Here is a 15,000-nt window from a genome sequence, read left to right as displayed (position 1 = left end):
TTGCTTGACGATTCGCATTCTCAAAAAATGGCGCAGCTCCCTTCGCTGACAAAACTCCTAATAACGCACAAGCAGCAAAAGTAGTAATCAATTGAATCCTTATACTCTTTCGTACGCTCTTTACTAATTTCTCAATTAATTCTCTTATTTTCCTTATATAAGTAAACGGATTAAATATCTTTTTCAATCTTATACCCCACTCCCCATACTGTTTTTATATATCTAGGTTTCCTTGGATTCTCCTCAATCTTTTCACGTACTTTTCGAATATGCACCATTACCGTATTATCAGACTGGAAAGATCTTTCGTTCCAAACCTTTTCATAAATTTGTTCCGCGCTAAAGACCATACCCGGATTACGAGCTAGTAATTCTAGAATTGAAAATTCCCTTGGGGTCAGTTTCACTTCTTCTCCGTCCACAATAACTTTATGGGTCGAGATGTTTATTTTCATCTCTCCAATTTCTAGCTCGTCCTCATTTTGTATAGCGAAACCATTCATTTTCATATAACGGCGTAACTGAGATTTAATTCTTGCGATTAACTCTAACGGATTAAATGGTTTCGTTACATAATCATCTGCACCCGTTGTTAACCCTAAAATCTTATCCATATCTTGCGTTTTCGCAGAAAGCATAATAATAGGCATTTCTTTCGCTTCCCTTACCTTCATACACATATGAATACCATCCACTTTCGGCATCATAATATCTAATACGACTAGATGTACTTCATTTTCTTCCAATAGACGTAATCCTTCTTCTCCGTCTCCTGCTTGTAATACTTTATATCCTTCATTCTTTAAATAGATTGTAATTAAATTCCGAATTTCTTTTTCATCATCTACGACAAGTATTGTTTCGTGTGCCACAATATCTCCCCCATCACTTTTTTAATCCCTAACTTCTATTATAGGAAAACTTCTGAAGAAAAACGCTCGGAAATCCTTAAGATTTTCTGAAGACGCAAAAAAGGTCTAGACTCCCCTTAAGTCTAGACCTTTAAAAACCCCTTTTATTTACGAACATAGATGAAATATAGTACGAATAAAACTCCCATAACATACATAATCGGATGAACCTCTTTACGACGACCACTCACAACCATTGTAATTGGATAGAAGATAAATCCAATCGCAATCCCAGTTGCGATACTATACGTAAGTGGCATAGAGATAATTGTAAAGAATGCTGGTACTGCAATCTCGAATTTCTTCCAATCAATTTCCCCTAAGGAAGAAACCATCAAGATTCCTACAATAATTAAAGCCGGTGCCGTTACAGCTGGCGTTACAACACTTAGTAATGGCGAGAAGAATAGTGCCAGTAAGAAGAATCCTGCTGTTACAACTGCTGTAAATCCAGAACGTCCTCCTGCTGCTACCCCTGCAGACGATTCAATGTAAGACGTTGTTGTTGATGTACCTAAAATCGCACCAATTACAGTTGCAATCGCATCTGCAAATAACGCTTTTCCTGCACGTGGTAATTTATTGTTCTTCATTAATCCTGCTTGATTTGCAACCGCTACAAGCGTACCTGCTGTATCAAAGAAATCGATAAAGAAGAACGTTATAATAACAATCCCCATTTGAACTGTGAAAATATCTCCGAAGTGCGTTAACGCCGCGCCGAACGTTGGTTCTAGACTCGGTATTGCTCCCACCACAGCTTTCGGAGTATCAATTAATCCTGTTGCAACTCCTAAGATCGCTGTAAGAATCATACCGTAGAATACTGCACCATTAACTTTCTTAATCATGAAGATGATCGTAGTAACAACCCCGAAGATTGCTAGTAACGTTGTGCCCTTTGTTAAGTCCCCCAACCCAACAAGAACCGCATCGTTTTTCACGATAATTCCGGCATTTTGGAATCCAAGGAAAGCAATGAATAATCCAATACCTGCTGCTACTGCAAACTTTAACTCCGATGGAATTGCATTAATGATTTTTTCACGAATACCTGAAGCAGTAAGAATAATAAAGATAATACCTGACATTAATGTTCCGGCAATGGCCGTTTGCCACGGAATACCCATCGTTAACACTGCTGTATAAGCAAAGAACGCGTTAATCCCCATACCTGGCGCTAAAGCAATTGGATACTTCGCGAAAATACCCATAATTAACGAACCGATCGCTGCCGCTAATGCCGTAGCAACGAATACTGCACCTGGATCCATCCCTGTACCTGCTGGTAACCCTTTAACATTTCCAAGCGACAGCGTAGCAGGATTGACAAATAGTACGTAAGCCATAGATAGAAATGTCGTTAACCCTGCTATGAACTCAGTCTTATAATTCGTACCGAGCTCATCAAACTGAAAATAGCGTTTCATCCTATGTTTCCCCCGTTATATGATTACTCGCCGTATTTCACCCTAGCCCTCTTTTATCCCGAGAAATAAAAAAGACTTCCATTGCATATATACATGGAAGCGTTCTATAAACAAAGACAAGTTTCCCCTCATCTTTATACAAACGCCTCGTAGTCAAGCCATTTACGGTAGCTAGGTAGAAACTTTCGGGCCATATCCCCGATATTATACGACGGCTATAATATTCACTTTTCGTTTGAATTACATAATCATATTAACTCGACGAAGTAGTTTTGTCAATTTAAAAACGAACATTTTCATAAATTTTTATAGTTTCGTTCGTATTAATGCCAAAATAAAAAAGATCCATCTATACATAAGCAATAGATGGATCTTTTTATAAATACTATTCCCACTCAATAGTTGCTGGTGGCTTACTCGTTACATCATACACGATACGGTTAACGTGTTTTACTTCGTTTACGATACGTACAGAGATTTTCTCTAATACGTCCCAAGGGATACGTGCCCAGTCAGCTGTCATACCGTCGATAGATGTTACTGCACGGATACCTACTGTGTAATCGTAAGTACGCTCGTCACCCATAACACCTACGCTACGCATACCAGGAAGTGCAGTGAAGTATTGCCAGATTTCACGGTCTAAGCCCGCTTTAATAATTTCTTCACGTAAAATCGCATCAGATTCACGAACGATTTCTAATTTCTCTTCTGTAATTTCACCTAATACACGAATACCAAGACCAGGACCTGGGAATGGTTGACGCCATACGATTTCATCAGGAATTCCTAGTTCTGATCCTAATACACGTACTTCATCTTTAAATAAAGTGTTTAAAGGCTCAATTAATTTGAACTGCATGTCTTCTGGAAGTCCACCAACGTTGTGGTGAGATTTAATTGTTTGTGCAGTTGCTGTACCACTTTCAACGATGTCTGTGTAAAGTGTACCTTGTGCTAAAAAGTCCATACCTTGTAATTTAGACGCTTCATCATCAAATACGTAAATGAATTCGTTACCGATGATTTTACGTTTTTGTTCTGGATCTTCTACACCTTTTAACTTGTTCATGAAGCGTTCTTTTGCATCCACTTTAATAACGTTCATGTGGAAGCCTTCGCTAAATGTTTTCATAACGCCTTCTGCTTCGCCTTTACGCAGTAAGCCGTGGTCAACGAAAATACAAGTTAATTGATCGCCGATTGCTTTATGAATTAATACTGCTACAACAGAAGAGTCTACACCGCCACTAAGTGCGCATAGTACTTTTTTGTCTCCAACAGTTTCACGAATTTTTTCTAATTCTACTTCGATAAAGTTCTCCATGTTCCATCCTTCAGAACAACCACATACGCCGAATACGAAGTTTTTAATTAAATCGTTACCGTGCTCAGAGTGACGTACTTCTGGGTGGAATTGTACACCGTATAAGTTTTTGTCTTCATTGCTCATACCAGCAATTGGGCAAGACTCACTTGTTGCGTCTACTACGAATCCTTCAGGTAAACCAGTTACTAAGTCACCATGGCTCATCCATACAACTTGCTCTTCTGGAAGGTTCGCATATAATTTTGATTCGTTCTCTACTTTAAGAACAGCCTTTCCGTACTCACGGTGATTTGCACGCTCTACTTTACCACCGAAGTGTTGCGTCATAAGCTGCATACCGTAACAAATACCGAAGATTGGTAAACCTAGTTCAAAGATTTTTTCATCACAATGTAATGCACCTTCACCGTATACGCTATTTGGTCCACCAGAGAAAATAATCCCTTTTGGATTCATTGCTTTAATTTCTTCTGCAGTAATTGTATGTGGATGAAGTTCACTGTATACACCGAACTCACGAATTCGACGTGCTATTAACTGATTGTATTGACTTCCAAAATCTAAAACGATAATTGTATCGTGTTGTTTCTTCAAAATAATCACCCCAACGTTAGTTCTCGTATATAAATATTTTCACCAATTTGGCGAAAAGCATTACCAATATAATAAAAAAAGCCAGTCCTCCGCCTCTAGTCTCATAACAAAGAAAAGGCAGGGGTCTGGCTTTATAAAGAAAGATAGTCTCCGCTCTTTATAAATATAAGACACACTGCCTTCATAGTCAGGTTGTTTACGGTAACCCGGTAGAGACTCTCAAACCATATCATTGAGGATATATGAAGGATCGTTTTATATTATCTTCCTAGATTCTAACAATGAAGTGTCGGTATGGTCAAGAGAGAAAGCGACAAAATTCTACAGAAATTCATTTCCTTTTCTAAAAAACATAAAAAAACATCCATTTCTATATAGAAATGGATGTTTTTTAGGACAAACGGAATTACATCATTCCGCCCATACCGCCCATGCCCATGCCGCCCATGTCAGGCATTGCTGGTGCATTTGGTTCTGGCTTGTCAGCTACTACAGCTTCAGTTGTTAAGAACATAGCTGCAACAGATGCTGCGTTTTGAAGTGCAGAACGAGTTACTTTAGCTGGATCTACGATACCAGACTCAAGCATGTTAACCCATTCGCCAGTAGCTGCGTTGAAACCAACGCCTACTTTTTCGCCTTTTAGACGCTCTACAACTACAGATCCTTCTAGACCAGCGTTGATTGCGATTTGACGAACTGGCTCTTCTAGTGCGCGAAGTACGATGTTGATACCTGTTGCTTCGTCGCCTTCAGCTACGATAGAAGCTACTTTTGTGTATACGTTCATAAGTGAAGTACCACCACCTGCAACGATACCTTCTTCTACTGCTGCACGAGTTGAGTTAAGTGCATCTTCAATGCGAAGTTTGCGTTCTTTCAACTCAGTTTCAGTTGCTGCACCTACTTTAATTACCGCTACGCCACCTGCAAGTTTTGCAAGACGCTCTTGTAATTTTTCACGATCGAATTCAGAAGTTGTTTCTTCTAATTGCGCACGGATTTGACCGATGCGAGCTTCAATTTGTTCTGTGCTTCCTACACCTTCAACTACAGTTGTGTTTTCTTTCGTTACAACAACTTTACCAGCGCGTCCTAAAGATTCAACTGTAGCAGATTTTAAGTCACGGCCTAATTCTTCAGTGATTACTTCGCCACCAGTTAAGATCGCGATATCTTCTAGCATTGCTTTACGACGGTCACCAAATCCAGGAGCTTTAACAGCTACTACATTGAATGTACCACGAAGTTTGTTCACTACTAATGTAGCTAACGCTTCGCCTTCTACATCTTCAGCAATGATAAGAAGTGGTTTACCTTGTTGTACCACTTGCTCTAATACTGGTAAGATTTCTTGAATGTTAGAAATCTTTTTGTCAGTGATTAAGATGTATGGGTTATCAAGAACTGCTTCCATTTTGTCAGAATCAGTAATCATGTAAGGAGATGCATATCCACGATCAAATTGCATACCTTCTACTACGTCTAATTCTGTTGTGAAGCCTTTAGATTCTTCTAAAGTAATAACGCCGTCGTTACCAACGCGCTCCATTGCTTCAGCGATTAATTGACCTACTTCTTCGTCAGCAGCAGAAATAGCAGCTACTTGTGCGATAGAAGATTTACCTTCGATTGGTTTAGAAATCGTTTTTAATTCTTCAATTGCAGCAGTAACAGCTTTTTCGATACCTTTACGAAGACCCATTGGGTTCGCACCAGCTGTTACGTTTTTAAGACCTTCACGAATCATAGCTTGCGCTAATACAGTTGCAGTTGTTGTTCCGTCACCAGCTACGTCATTTGTTTTGCTAGCAACTTCTGCTACTAATTTCGCACCCATGTTTTCGAATGCATCTTCTAATTCGATTTCTTTTGCGATTGTTACACCATCATTTGTAATAAGTGGTGAACCAAATTTTTTCTCAAGTACAACGTTACGACCTTTTGGTCCAAGCGTTACTTTTACTGCATTTGCAAGAGTGTCGACACCGCGAAGCATCGAACGACGTGCTTCTTCACTAAATTTAATATCTTTTGCCATAATAATTGACCCCCTTGGATTTTTTAAGATTTATATAATTAACCGATAACTGCTAAAATGTCACTTTCACGTAAAATCAAGTAGTCTGTACCTTCATATTTCACTTCAGTACCTGCATATTTTGAGAAGATGATAAGATCACCTGCTGCTACCTCTAAAGCAACACGCTCACCATTCTCAAGCACTCGACCAGTACCTACTGCAACAACTTTACCCTCTTGTGGTTTTTCTTTTGCAGTATCTGGTAATACGATACCACTTGCTGTTTTTTCTTCTGCTTGAACAAGCTCAATTACAACGCGATCACCTAATGGCTTTAGCATGAACAATAACCTCCTCATTTTGTTATGTAAATTTCTTTTATTAGCACTCAAGTCACCCGAGTGCTAACACACTTATAATAATAAATAATCTCAATTTCTTTTGCAAGTAAAAAAATCATAATTTTTTCGCAAATCACTATATAAACTTTCTATATAGAATACTGCCTTTACTATATGAATCGTTGTTTCCACTGCTCGTATGTTACAATATGAAAGGACACCCTAAGTTGTTTTCGCTACACACACAACTTTCTCCTGTCTTCTATTATAATTTCAAATAAGGATTTACGAAAAAAACATAATTCAAGTGAGGTTTATATCGTAGGTAGCATATTTACATGTTATCCTAACTTATCTCATACACTATAGTTAGAAAGGATGGTTAAACCATTTGAAGAAACAATACTGGTGGATTATCGTTACATACATTTTAATGCAGTTATCCGGCGTTGTTGGATTACCACTTCTCCTAAAAACAGGACTCTACGATAATAGAGGATTTACCATTGAGGAAAAAGGACAAATCATAACGGGACACTGGGCAATTATTAGCTTCTTTGTTGCATTATGTATCGTACTTTGGTTACTTAGAACAGATATTCGTGACAGGCATTTAGATCCAATGCGCTCTTCTGTCCCAGCTACTATTGGATGGATTTTCATCGGGTTCTTCTTAGCAATCATCTCACAATCCATTGCAGGTATGATTGAAATGTATGTATTTGGGGTTCCACGTGAATCTGAGAATACAGACAGACTGATGGACATCGCAAGAACGATACCTTGGTTCCTTATTGTTGTATCTATAATTGGACCTATCTTAGAAGAAATCGTATTTAGAAAAATTCTATTCGGCACGCTTTATAAGAAGTTTAACTTCTTTATCGCAGCTATCATTAGTTCGCTTGTATTCGCAGCAATTCATTTTGATTTTACTCATTTATTGGTATACACTGCTATGGGGCTCGTATTCGCCTTCTTATATGTGAAGACGAAGCGTATTATCGTTCCGATTGCAGCTCATGTTGCGATGAATACATTAGTCGCTATTGGGCAAATTTTTATGAGCAATGAGCAAATTCAAGAAATGATTAAAGAAGCTGAAAAAATGCAAGGCTTTATCGGAGGATTTTTTGTATGAGAAACTCACCATTGTTCATGGCTGCACTATACTTCCTTCTTGGATGTATCTTTACACGCTTCGCCATTACGAACGTGACAGATACAATCTGGAATGTGTGGACAATACTATTTGCAGTTATGGCAACAATTGATTTTAATTTGGCACTTCGCCTTATATTAGTTAAATTCACAAAGAAGAAACAATAATAAAACGCAGAGGTCGCTTCCTCTGCGTTTTATTGTGGATAGTTTTTCAAAAAGTAAACTAATGTTTGTAACTCTACAGCTAAATCAATATGATGAATTCTAATATTCTCTGATACGTTTAATCGTGCTGGTGTGAAATTCAAAATACCATGTACGCTCGTTTCAGCTAATCTATCTGCTACAGCTTGTGCTACTGTAGCCGGTACTGTTAATATTGCCACTTGTATATCATTTGATAATCTCTCTTCTAATTCATCTAAATGGTATACAGGAATGCCCCCGATTTCTGTTCCAACTTTCTCTTCACTAACATCAAATGCCATTTCAATTTTTGTATTATTGTTTTTCGTGAAATTATAATGTAAGAAAGCGGTCCCTAAATTACCTACTCCAATAAGTGCTACACGTGTTATATCATCTTGATCAAGTGTTTCACGGAAAAATGATAATAAATAATTTACGTTATATCCATATCCCTTTTTCCCTAACGCTCCAAAATACGAAAAATCTCTTCGTATTGTTGCGGAATCTACTTTTACTGCCTCACTCAATTCGGCCGATGAAACACGCTGCTTACCAGAAAGAGATAAGTTTTGGATAAATCGATAGTATAGAGGCAATCTTTTAGCAGTGGCTTGTGGAATCTTTTGCTGATCCATATGACCTCTCCTCTCTTCCTATCTTTATTCATATACTTTAATCAAATACAGAAGTTTAGCACTCATTAAATTCCTTGTATAATAAAGAGAAGAAGTATTCTCTCTTTATTTTAAACTATACACTATTTTTAGTATGATTGAGAAATATAAACATGGCAAAGTTAAGAAATTATTTGAGGTGAAAACATTGATTTTATTACAAGTAAACGCGCTTTCGAAATTATACGGTGCAGAAACGATTCTTGCAAACATAAAATTGGAAGTACAAACAAAAGATCGTATCGCATTAGTTGGAAGGAATGGAGCAGGCAAATCTACATTATTAAAAATTATCGCTGGTGAATTATCTCATGACGGTGGCGAAATTATAAAACCTAAAGATGTCTCAATCGGATATTTAGCTCAAAATACTGGACTAGAAACGTCTTTAACAATTTGGGATGAAATGCTAACCGTCTTTACCCACTTACAGCAAATGGAGACAAAACTTCGAAGGCTTGAGCAAGAAATGGGAAAAGAAGAAAACTTTTCAAACGAAGCTACATATGAAAGATTGTTAGCTGATTATGACCAATTGCAACTCAATTATAAAGATCAAGGTGGATATCAATATGAAGCGGATATTCGCTCCATTTTAAGCGGCCTTGGCTTCCCAGTTGAAACGCACCAGACGACGATCTCTACTTTAAGCGGCGGGCAAAAAACAAGATTAGCTCTCGGGAAATTATTATTAACAAAACCAGACTTACTTATTTTGGACGAGCCTACAAACCATTTAGACATCGAAACATTAACGTGGCTTGAGCAATATTTACAAGGTTATCCTGGCGCAATATTAATCGTTTCACATGACCGTTATTTCTTAGACAAACTCGTTACACAAGTATATGAAATTTCGAATAAAGAAAGCAGACGATTTGTTGGTAACTACAGTAAATATTTAGACTTAAAATCAGCATTATATGAGCAAGAAATGAAACGTTACGAAAAACAACAAGATGAAATCGCAAAACTTGAGGACTTCGTTCAAAAGAATATAGCTCGCGCTTCTACAACGAAACGTGCTCAAAGTCGTCGTAAACAACTAGACAGAATGGAATTATTAACGAGACCATTAGGGGATTCTAAGTCAGCATCATTCCACTTCGATATTGAAAAGCAAAGTGGAAATGATGTTTTACAAGTAAATGATGCAACCATCGGCTATGATGAGAACCCTATAATTGAACATGTAACTATGCGCTTAACTCGCGGAGATAGTGTTGCTTTAGTTGGTCCAAACGGAATTGGGAAATCCACATTGTTAAAGTCTATTGTGAATAAGTTACCACTATTAAATGGTGATGTTTCTTTCGGATCAAATGTATCTGTTGGTTATTATGATCAAGAACAAGCAAACTTAACATCTTCTAAACGGGTTTTAAATGAATTATGGGATGAATATCCACTGCAACCTGAAAAAGAAATCCGTACTATACTCGGGAATTTTTTATTCACAGGAGATGATGTACTGAAACCAGTATCTTCTCTTAGTGGTGGACAAAAAGCTCGATTAGCTCTTGCAAAACTTATGATGCAAAAGTCAAATTTGTTAATTCTAGATGAGCCTACGAACCACCTTGATTTAAATAGTAAAGAGATTTTGGAGAATGCTTTAATTGATTACCCAGGGACTCTTCTATTCGTCTCACATGACCGCTACTTTATTAACCGTGTAACAACGACTGTGGTTGAGTTATCAACAGAAGGTGCACAGGAATATTTAGGGGATTACGATTACTACGTTGAAAAGAAAAATGAAATGATTGAACGTGCAGAACTTGAACAGCAAGAAAGTGACATTCCTGTTCAAAAGGTGGTTGCACAAGAGAAATTAAATTATTTAGAAGAAAAAGAGCGTAAAAAACTAGAGCGTCAACGCACCAGAAAAATTGAAGAGCTAGAACAAAGTATATTAGAATTAGAAGAAGAAATTGCTACGTTAGAAGATCAACTTTGCTTACCAGAAATATATGCAGATTATGAAAAAGCTAGTGAAATTACAACTAAAAAGCAAACGCTACAAGAACAACTTGAAACTTGTATGGCAGAATGGGAAGAGCTGCATGTATAAGCATATTTAAATAAGGAAGATGTCTCATAAGTCAGGATTTTTGACTATGCGACATCTTTTTTTCTTTTAATACAGAAACAATTTTTTGAGTATATCAATCGTAACTTAGAATATACCAACGATTTTTCAAATATATCTATTGTAACCCTATATATATTAACAATTCGACACGAAATATCGATTTAACGACAAAGATTGACAATATTAGCATCTTCTATAATAGGGGGATGTTTCAAAATGTTTTTCGGGGATATCTTCTTACTTTTTATTTCCCGAAAAAGAACAAATTCAAAGGTCTGACATCATCCTATTTATCCACAATTTTATACACATATCCACCTTTATAAAATAAACCTTAAAATAACTTTTCCACATTATCCACAATCGACAAAAAAGTTATCAACATTTTATATACACAATAAAACCCATATTATCAACAGACAATATGGGTTTTATCCACAACCTGTGGTTAATTATGTGCATAACTATGCTTCAATATCTAATCCTGGATTTGCATTTAAGGCTAATGTTGCACGCTTACCTTGTTCATAAGCAATTGTCCCTGCGGCTGCAATCATCGCTGCATTATCTGTGCATAAAGATAGCGGTGGAATAATTAATTCAATGTTTTCTTTTTGTGCAAATTCCTCTTCTAATCGCGCACGAAGTCCTTTATTAGCAGCTACTCCACCAGCAAGAAGTAATTGCTTTACATTATAAGCTTCTGCTGCACGAGCTGCTTTCGTTACAAGTACATCTATTACACTTTCTTGGAAACTTGCCGCTAAATCTTCTGGCGCAATTTCTATACCGCGTTGTTTTGCGTTATGCACAGTGTTGATAACTGCTGATTTCAATCCACTAAAGCTAAAATCATATGAATCCGGTTCTAGCCATGCACGAGGCAAATCAATTGTCGGTTCTCCTTCATGTGCAAGGCGATCAATATGAGGACCACCTGGATATGGCATAGATAACGTACGAGCTACTTTATCATATGCTTCTCCAGCTGCATCGTCTCGTGTTTCACCAATTACTTCGAATGAACCATGTTCTTTCATATAAACAAGTTCTGTATGCCCACCGGATACAACAAGTGATAATAACGGGAATTGAACTTCTTTTACTAAACGGTTCGCATAAATATGACCAGCAATATGATGAACACCGACTAACGGAATATCATGTGCAAACGCTACTGCCTTCGCTGCATTTACTCCAATTAGAAGTGCTCCTACTAAACCAGGACCTTCTGTTACAGCAATTGCATCAATATCATCAAATGTGATGTTTGCTTCCTTTAAAGCTTCTTCTAACACAACTGTAATTTCTTCTACATGATGACGGGATGCAATCTCTGGTACAACGCCGCCAAAACGTTTATGACTTTCAATTTGTGATGCAACGACATTCGCAATAATTTCCGTTCCATTTTTAACAACTGCTACTGCTGTTTCATCACAACTTGTTTCAATACCAAGTATAATCGTATTTTTTTCCATTATATATTCACCCACATTACGAGACCATCTTCCTGATTGTCTGCATAGTATCGTTTACGAATCCCACCATTTTGAAATCCGTATTTTCTGTATAACTGCTTTGCTACTTCATTTGATACACGTACTTCAAGTGTCATTGTTTTTACCCCTAGTTCTTTCGCTTCAGAAATAACTGCTTTCAATAGGGCATCTCCTAACTTTTGACCTCGGTATTCTGGCAAAATAGCTATATTTGTTATATGTGATTCATCAATAATTATCCACAATCCACAATACCCGACTACACGACCATCTTTTTCTAACACAATATAATGTGCATGTTCATTCATCGTTAATTCACGATGAAAGGCATCTGCAGTCCAAGGAGTTGAAAAAGACGCTTCTTCAATAGCTACAATTTGAGCAATATCATCAAGCTCCATCTTTCTAAATATCATATCCATCTTCTGCAAGCTCCTACTTGTTTTGACTTTCTAACCACTTTGTTTCAGCTTCAGCTAAACGAAGATAGCTCGGAACAAACGTATGCACATCTTGTTCTTCTTTTTGTAATCCTAAGAATGCTAGCTCACTTGGTCTTGGATTATTTTTAGTAAATGGAGCGAATACAGCTTGATCACCTAAATGTTCTATAATTGTTTCTTTATGCAATTTAACATCGTTACCGATAAATAAAACAGGCTGTCCTTTATCTTTTAACATTTGCAACCAGTCCACAATAAGAATAATTCGGTCTTCTTCTATTGAAGTTAACTGCTCTCCTTCATATGTATATAACCCTGTATAAATTTGCCCACGTCTTCCATCAAATAAAGGACAAATTAACCCGTTAAAGTTAGCACCGTTTGCAGCTACTACCTCTAAACTTGATACACCTACAATTGGTATTTGAAGTGACCAAGCTAATGTTTTTGCCGCAGTCACGCCTATGCGAACACCTGTATAGGATCCAGGTCCAGCAGCTACAACGATTTTAGTTAATTCCTTCGGTTTTACGCCACACTCTTTTAACAGTTTCTCTACAGCTGGCATAAGACGTACAGAATGGTTTTTCGTTAAATTTGTAATGATTTCCCCAATTACGTTTCCTTCCTCAATAAGGGATACACCCATTACGTAATTTGAAGTATCAATTGCTAGTACTTTCATCTTGTAATAGCTCCTCACATAATCTAATATAGCGATCTCCAATTGGCTCGAGTATAATTCTTCTTGTGTCATCTCCAGCATGGAATAAACTAATTTGTAACTTTTCATTTGGTAAATATGCCTCTATTAAATGAGCCCATTCTACTACCGTAATTCCTTCACCGTAGAAATATTCATCAAAGCCTAAGTCCTCTTCACTTTCTGCTAAGCGATACACGTCCATATGATATAGCGGTAATCTTCCTTTATATTCTTTAATGATATTAAAGGTAGGACTATTTACAACTCTTTTCACTCCAAGACCTTTTGCTAGTCCCTTTGTAAAAGTCGTCTTACCAGCTCCAAGATCTCCTTCTAAAATAATTACATCTTGTGCCTCTACGAGCTCACCTAGTTTTTCTGATAACCTTTGTGTCTCCTCAGAAGATTTTGTTGTTACTTCATATTTACTCACAGACTTCACCTACTTTACTCACAATGTTCTCTGCTCTTTATTATACAGGTTTTGAATATATAAAAAAGTCCTTAGGAGTTGTCCTAAGGATAGTTTGACTGTCTTTATTAGTTTTTTGTTAAAACAAATAAAAAAATACGAAACAACTTGTTTCGTTCTTTTCTTTATATGAAATGGCGGTCCCGACCGGGGTCGAACCGGCGATCTCCTGCGTGACAGGCAGGCATGTTAACCACTACACCACGGGACCATTTGGTTGCGGAGACAGGATTTGAACCTGCGACCTTCGGGTTATGAGCCCGACGAGCTACCGTGCTGCTCCACCCCGCGACAATATAAATAGCTTGGCGACGTCCTACTCTCACAGGGACAAGGTCCCAACTACCATCGGCGCTAGAGAGCTTAACTTCCGTGTTCGGTATGGGAACGGGTGTGACCTCTCTGCCATCATCACCAAACTATGAAGGCATATTCCTTCAAAACTAGATAACATTGCTACATATTATATGGTTAAGTCCTCGATCTATTAGTATTCGTCAGCTCCACATGTCACCATGCTTCCACCTCGAACCTATCAACCTGATCATCTTTCAGGGATCTTACTAGCTTACGCTATGGGAAATCTCATCTTGAGGGGGGCTTCATGCTTAGATGCTTTCAGCACTTATCCCTTCCGCACATAGCTACCCAGCTATGCCCTTGGCAGAACAACTGGTACACCAGCGGTGCGTCCATCCCGGTCCTCTCGTACTAAGGACAGCTCCTCTCAAATTTCCTACGCCCACGACGGATAGGGACCGAACTGTCTCACGACGTTCTGAACCCAGCTCGCGTACCGCTTTAATGGGCGAACAGCCCAACCCTTGGGACCGACTACAGCCCCAGGATGCGATGAGCCGACATCGAGGTGCCAAACCTCCCCGTCGATGTGGACTCTTGGGGGAGATAAGCCTGTTATCCCCGGGGTAGCTTTTATCCGTTGAGCGATGGCCCTTCCATGCGGAACCACCGGATCACTAAGCCCGACTTTCGTCCCTGCTCGACTTGTAGGTCTCGCAGTCAAGCTCCCTTATGCCTTTGCACTCTACGAATGATTTCCAACCATTCTGAGGGAACCTTTGGGCGCCTCCGTTACACTTTAGGAGGCGACCGCCCCAGTCAAACT

At 38.2% G+C, this 15,000-nt stretch carries 14 protein-coding genes, 2 tRNA genes, 2 rRNA genes and 2 riboswitches (2 of these 20 only partly in view); of the genes, 3 read left to right on the top strand and 15 right to left on the bottom strand.

All coding sequences use genetic code 11. The features are described 5' to 3' along the window. From ampS to groES, 6 genes are all read right to left on the bottom strand, one after another. A protein-coding gene (gene ampS / locus NST86_RS01500; protein ID WP_016119030.1) for an aminopeptidase AmpS crosses the window boundary here: on the bottom strand, nucleotides 1–187 show its 5' end (the start). Its footprint begins 1,319 nt before the window's first position; the window shows 187 of its 1,506 coding nt (coding positions 1–187); it begins with the start codon at nucleotides 185–187; the stop codon falls past the left edge of the window. Next, nucleotides 171–872, bottom strand: coding sequence for a response regulator transcription factor (locus tag NST86_RS01495; protein ID WP_000929884.1), 702 nt, complete (start codon nucleotides 870–872; stop codon nucleotides 171–173). The genes ampS and NST86_RS01495 overlap by 17 nt, the downstream gene beginning before the upstream one ends. A 143-nt stretch (nucleotides 873–1,015) precedes the next feature. Beyond that, nucleotides 1,016–2,341, bottom strand: coding sequence for an NCS2 family permease (locus NST86_RS01490; protein WP_000833094.1), 1,326 nt, complete (start codon nucleotides 2,339–2,341; stop codon nucleotides 1,016–1,018). Nucleotides 2,342–2,471: 130 nt separating this feature from the next. After that, nucleotides 2,472–2,573: riboswitch (purine riboswitch) on the bottom strand. A gap of 153 nt (nucleotides 2,574–2,726) precedes the next feature. Further along, a complete protein-coding gene (gene guaA, locus NST86_RS01485; protein WP_128975892.1) occupies nucleotides 2,727–4,265 on the bottom strand; it encodes a glutamine-hydrolyzing GMP synthase in 1,539 nt (512 codons plus the stop codon). A gap of 164 nt (nucleotides 4,266–4,429) precedes the next feature. Continuing rightward, a riboswitch (purine riboswitch) is annotated at nucleotides 4,430–4,531 on the bottom strand. A 140-nt stretch (nucleotides 4,532–4,671) separates the two neighbouring features. After that, on the bottom strand, nucleotides 4,672–6,306 hold the full coding sequence (gene groL / locus NST86_RS01480) for a chaperonin GroEL (RefSeq protein ID WP_001029993.1): 1,635 nt from the start codon (nucleotides 6,304–6,306) through the stop codon (nucleotides 4,672–4,674). Between the two features lie 38 nt (nucleotides 6,307–6,344). Then, nucleotides 6,345–6,629: a co-chaperone GroES gene (gene groES, locus NST86_RS01475; protein WP_000917311.1), complete on the bottom strand. Its 285-nt coding sequence runs from the start codon at nucleotides 6,627–6,629 to the stop codon at nucleotides 6,345–6,347. 391 nt (nucleotides 6,630–7,020) lie between these two features. Here groES and NST86_RS01470 point away from each other — a divergent pair, with 391 nt between their 5' ends. After that, entirely contained in the window at nucleotides 7,021–7,770 is a 750-nt protein-coding gene (locus tag NST86_RS01470) for a CPBP family intramembrane glutamic endopeptidase (RefSeq protein ID WP_016119015.1), read from the top strand. After that, a complete protein-coding gene (locus NST86_RS01465; RefSeq protein ID WP_001246204.1) occupies nucleotides 7,767–7,958 on the top strand; it encodes a YdiK family protein in 192 nt (63 codons plus the stop codon). Before NST86_RS01470 ends, NST86_RS01465 begins: the two co-directional genes overlap by 4 nt. A gap of 29 nt (nucleotides 7,959–7,987) precedes the next feature. Here the strand turns inward: NST86_RS01465 and NST86_RS01460 are convergent, their stop codons facing one another. After that, nucleotides 7,988–8,617: a redox-sensing transcriptional repressor Rex gene (locus NST86_RS01460; RefSeq protein ID WP_000372699.1), complete on the bottom strand. Its 630-nt coding sequence runs from the start codon at nucleotides 8,615–8,617 to the stop codon at nucleotides 7,988–7,990. 187 nt (nucleotides 8,618–8,804) lie between these two features. Here NST86_RS01460 and NST86_RS01455 point away from each other — a divergent pair, with 187 nt between their 5' ends. Beyond that, on the top strand, nucleotides 8,805–10,730 hold the full coding sequence (locus NST86_RS01455; protein ID WP_000602145.1) for an ABC-F family ATP-binding cassette domain-containing protein: 1,926 nt from the start codon (nucleotides 8,805–8,807) through the stop codon (nucleotides 10,728–10,730). A gap of 485 nt (nucleotides 10,731–11,215) precedes the next feature. Here NST86_RS01455 and tsaD read toward each other — a convergent pair whose 3' ends face one another. From tsaD to NST86_RS01415, 8 genes are all read right to left on the bottom strand, one after another. After that, on the bottom strand, nucleotides 11,216–12,232 hold the full coding sequence (gene tsaD / locus NST86_RS01450; protein ID WP_000414585.1) for a tRNA (adenosine(37)-N6)-threonylcarbamoyltransferase complex transferase subunit TsaD: 1,017 nt from the start codon (nucleotides 12,230–12,232) through the stop codon (nucleotides 11,216–11,218). Continuing rightward, nucleotides 12,232–12,675, bottom strand: coding sequence for a ribosomal protein S18-alanine N-acetyltransferase (rimI, locus tag NST86_RS01445; protein ID WP_000367190.1), 444 nt, complete (start codon nucleotides 12,673–12,675; stop codon nucleotides 12,232–12,234). Before rimI ends, tsaD begins: the two co-directional genes overlap by 1 nt. A 13-nt stretch (nucleotides 12,676–12,688) precedes the next feature. Then, nucleotides 12,689–13,381, bottom strand: a complete 693-nt coding sequence (gene tsaB / locus NST86_RS01440; protein WP_000865753.1) for a tRNA (adenosine(37)-N6)-threonylcarbamoyltransferase complex dimerization subunit type 1 TsaB — start codon at nucleotides 13,379–13,381, stop codon at nucleotides 12,689–12,691. After that, nucleotides 13,362–13,835, bottom strand: coding sequence for a tRNA (adenosine(37)-N6)-threonylcarbamoyltransferase complex ATPase subunit type 1 TsaE (gene tsaE, locus NST86_RS01435; RefSeq protein WP_000049644.1), 474 nt, complete (start codon nucleotides 13,833–13,835; stop codon nucleotides 13,362–13,364). Before tsaE ends, tsaB begins: the two co-directional genes overlap by 20 nt. Before the next feature lie 174 nt (nucleotides 13,836–14,009). Next, nucleotides 14,010–14,085: transfer RNA gene (locus NST86_RS01430), tRNA-Asp, on the bottom strand. Nucleotides 14,086–14,088: 3 nt separating this feature from the next. Next, a tRNA-Met gene (locus tag NST86_RS01425) sits at nucleotides 14,089–14,165 on the bottom strand. A gap of 12 nt (nucleotides 14,166–14,177) precedes the next feature. Beyond that, nucleotides 14,178–14,293 (bottom strand): 5S ribosomal RNA (rrf, locus tag NST86_RS01420). Nucleotides 14,294–14,341: 48 nt separating this feature from the next. Beyond that, nucleotides 14,342–15,000 (bottom strand): 23S ribosomal RNA (locus tag NST86_RS01415); it runs 2,264 nt beyond the window's last position.

This window comes from Bacillus sp. FSL L8-0199, from assembly GCF_038005705.1.
In the GTDB taxonomy this organism is placed as follows: domain Bacteria; phylum Bacillota; class Bacilli; order Bacillales; family Bacillaceae_G; genus Bacillus_A; species Bacillus_A cereus.
The sequence above is the reverse complement of the archived record's forward strand: the minus strand, read 5'-3'. Positions and strand labels throughout refer to the sequence as shown.

What these genes read in the sequence shown, in the direction of transcription:
- tsaB (WP_000865753.1), bottom strand. Translation starts at nt 13,381, where the DNA reads ATGAAAGTACTAGCAATTGATACTTCAAATTACGTAATGGGTGTATCC.
- NST86_RS01460 (WP_000372699.1), bottom strand. Translation starts at nt 8,617, where the DNA reads ATGGATCAGCAAAAGATTCCACAAGCCACTGCTAAAAGATTGCCTCTA.
- tsaD (WP_000414585.1), bottom strand. Translation starts at nt 12,232, where the DNA reads ATGGAAAAAAATACGATTATACTTGGTATTGAAACAAGTTGTGATGAA.
- rimI (WP_000367190.1), bottom strand. Translation starts at nt 12,675, where the DNA reads ATGGATATGATATTTAGAAAGATGGAGCTTGATGATATTGCTCAAATT.
- groES (WP_000917311.1), bottom strand. Translation starts at nt 6,629, where the DNA reads ATGCTAAAGCCATTAGGTGATCGCGTTGTAATTGAGCTTGTTCAAGCA.
- groL (WP_001029993.1), bottom strand. Translation starts at nt 6,306, where the DNA reads ATGGCAAAAGATATTAAATTTAGTGAAGAAGCACGTCGTTCGATGCTT.
- NST86_RS01465 (WP_001246204.1), top strand. Translation starts at nt 7,767, where the DNA reads ATGAGAAACTCACCATTGTTCATGGCTGCACTATACTTCCTTCTTGGA.
- NST86_RS01490 (WP_000833094.1), bottom strand. Translation starts at nt 2,341, where the DNA reads ATGAAACGCTATTTTCAGTTTGATGAGCTCGGTACGAATTATAAGACT.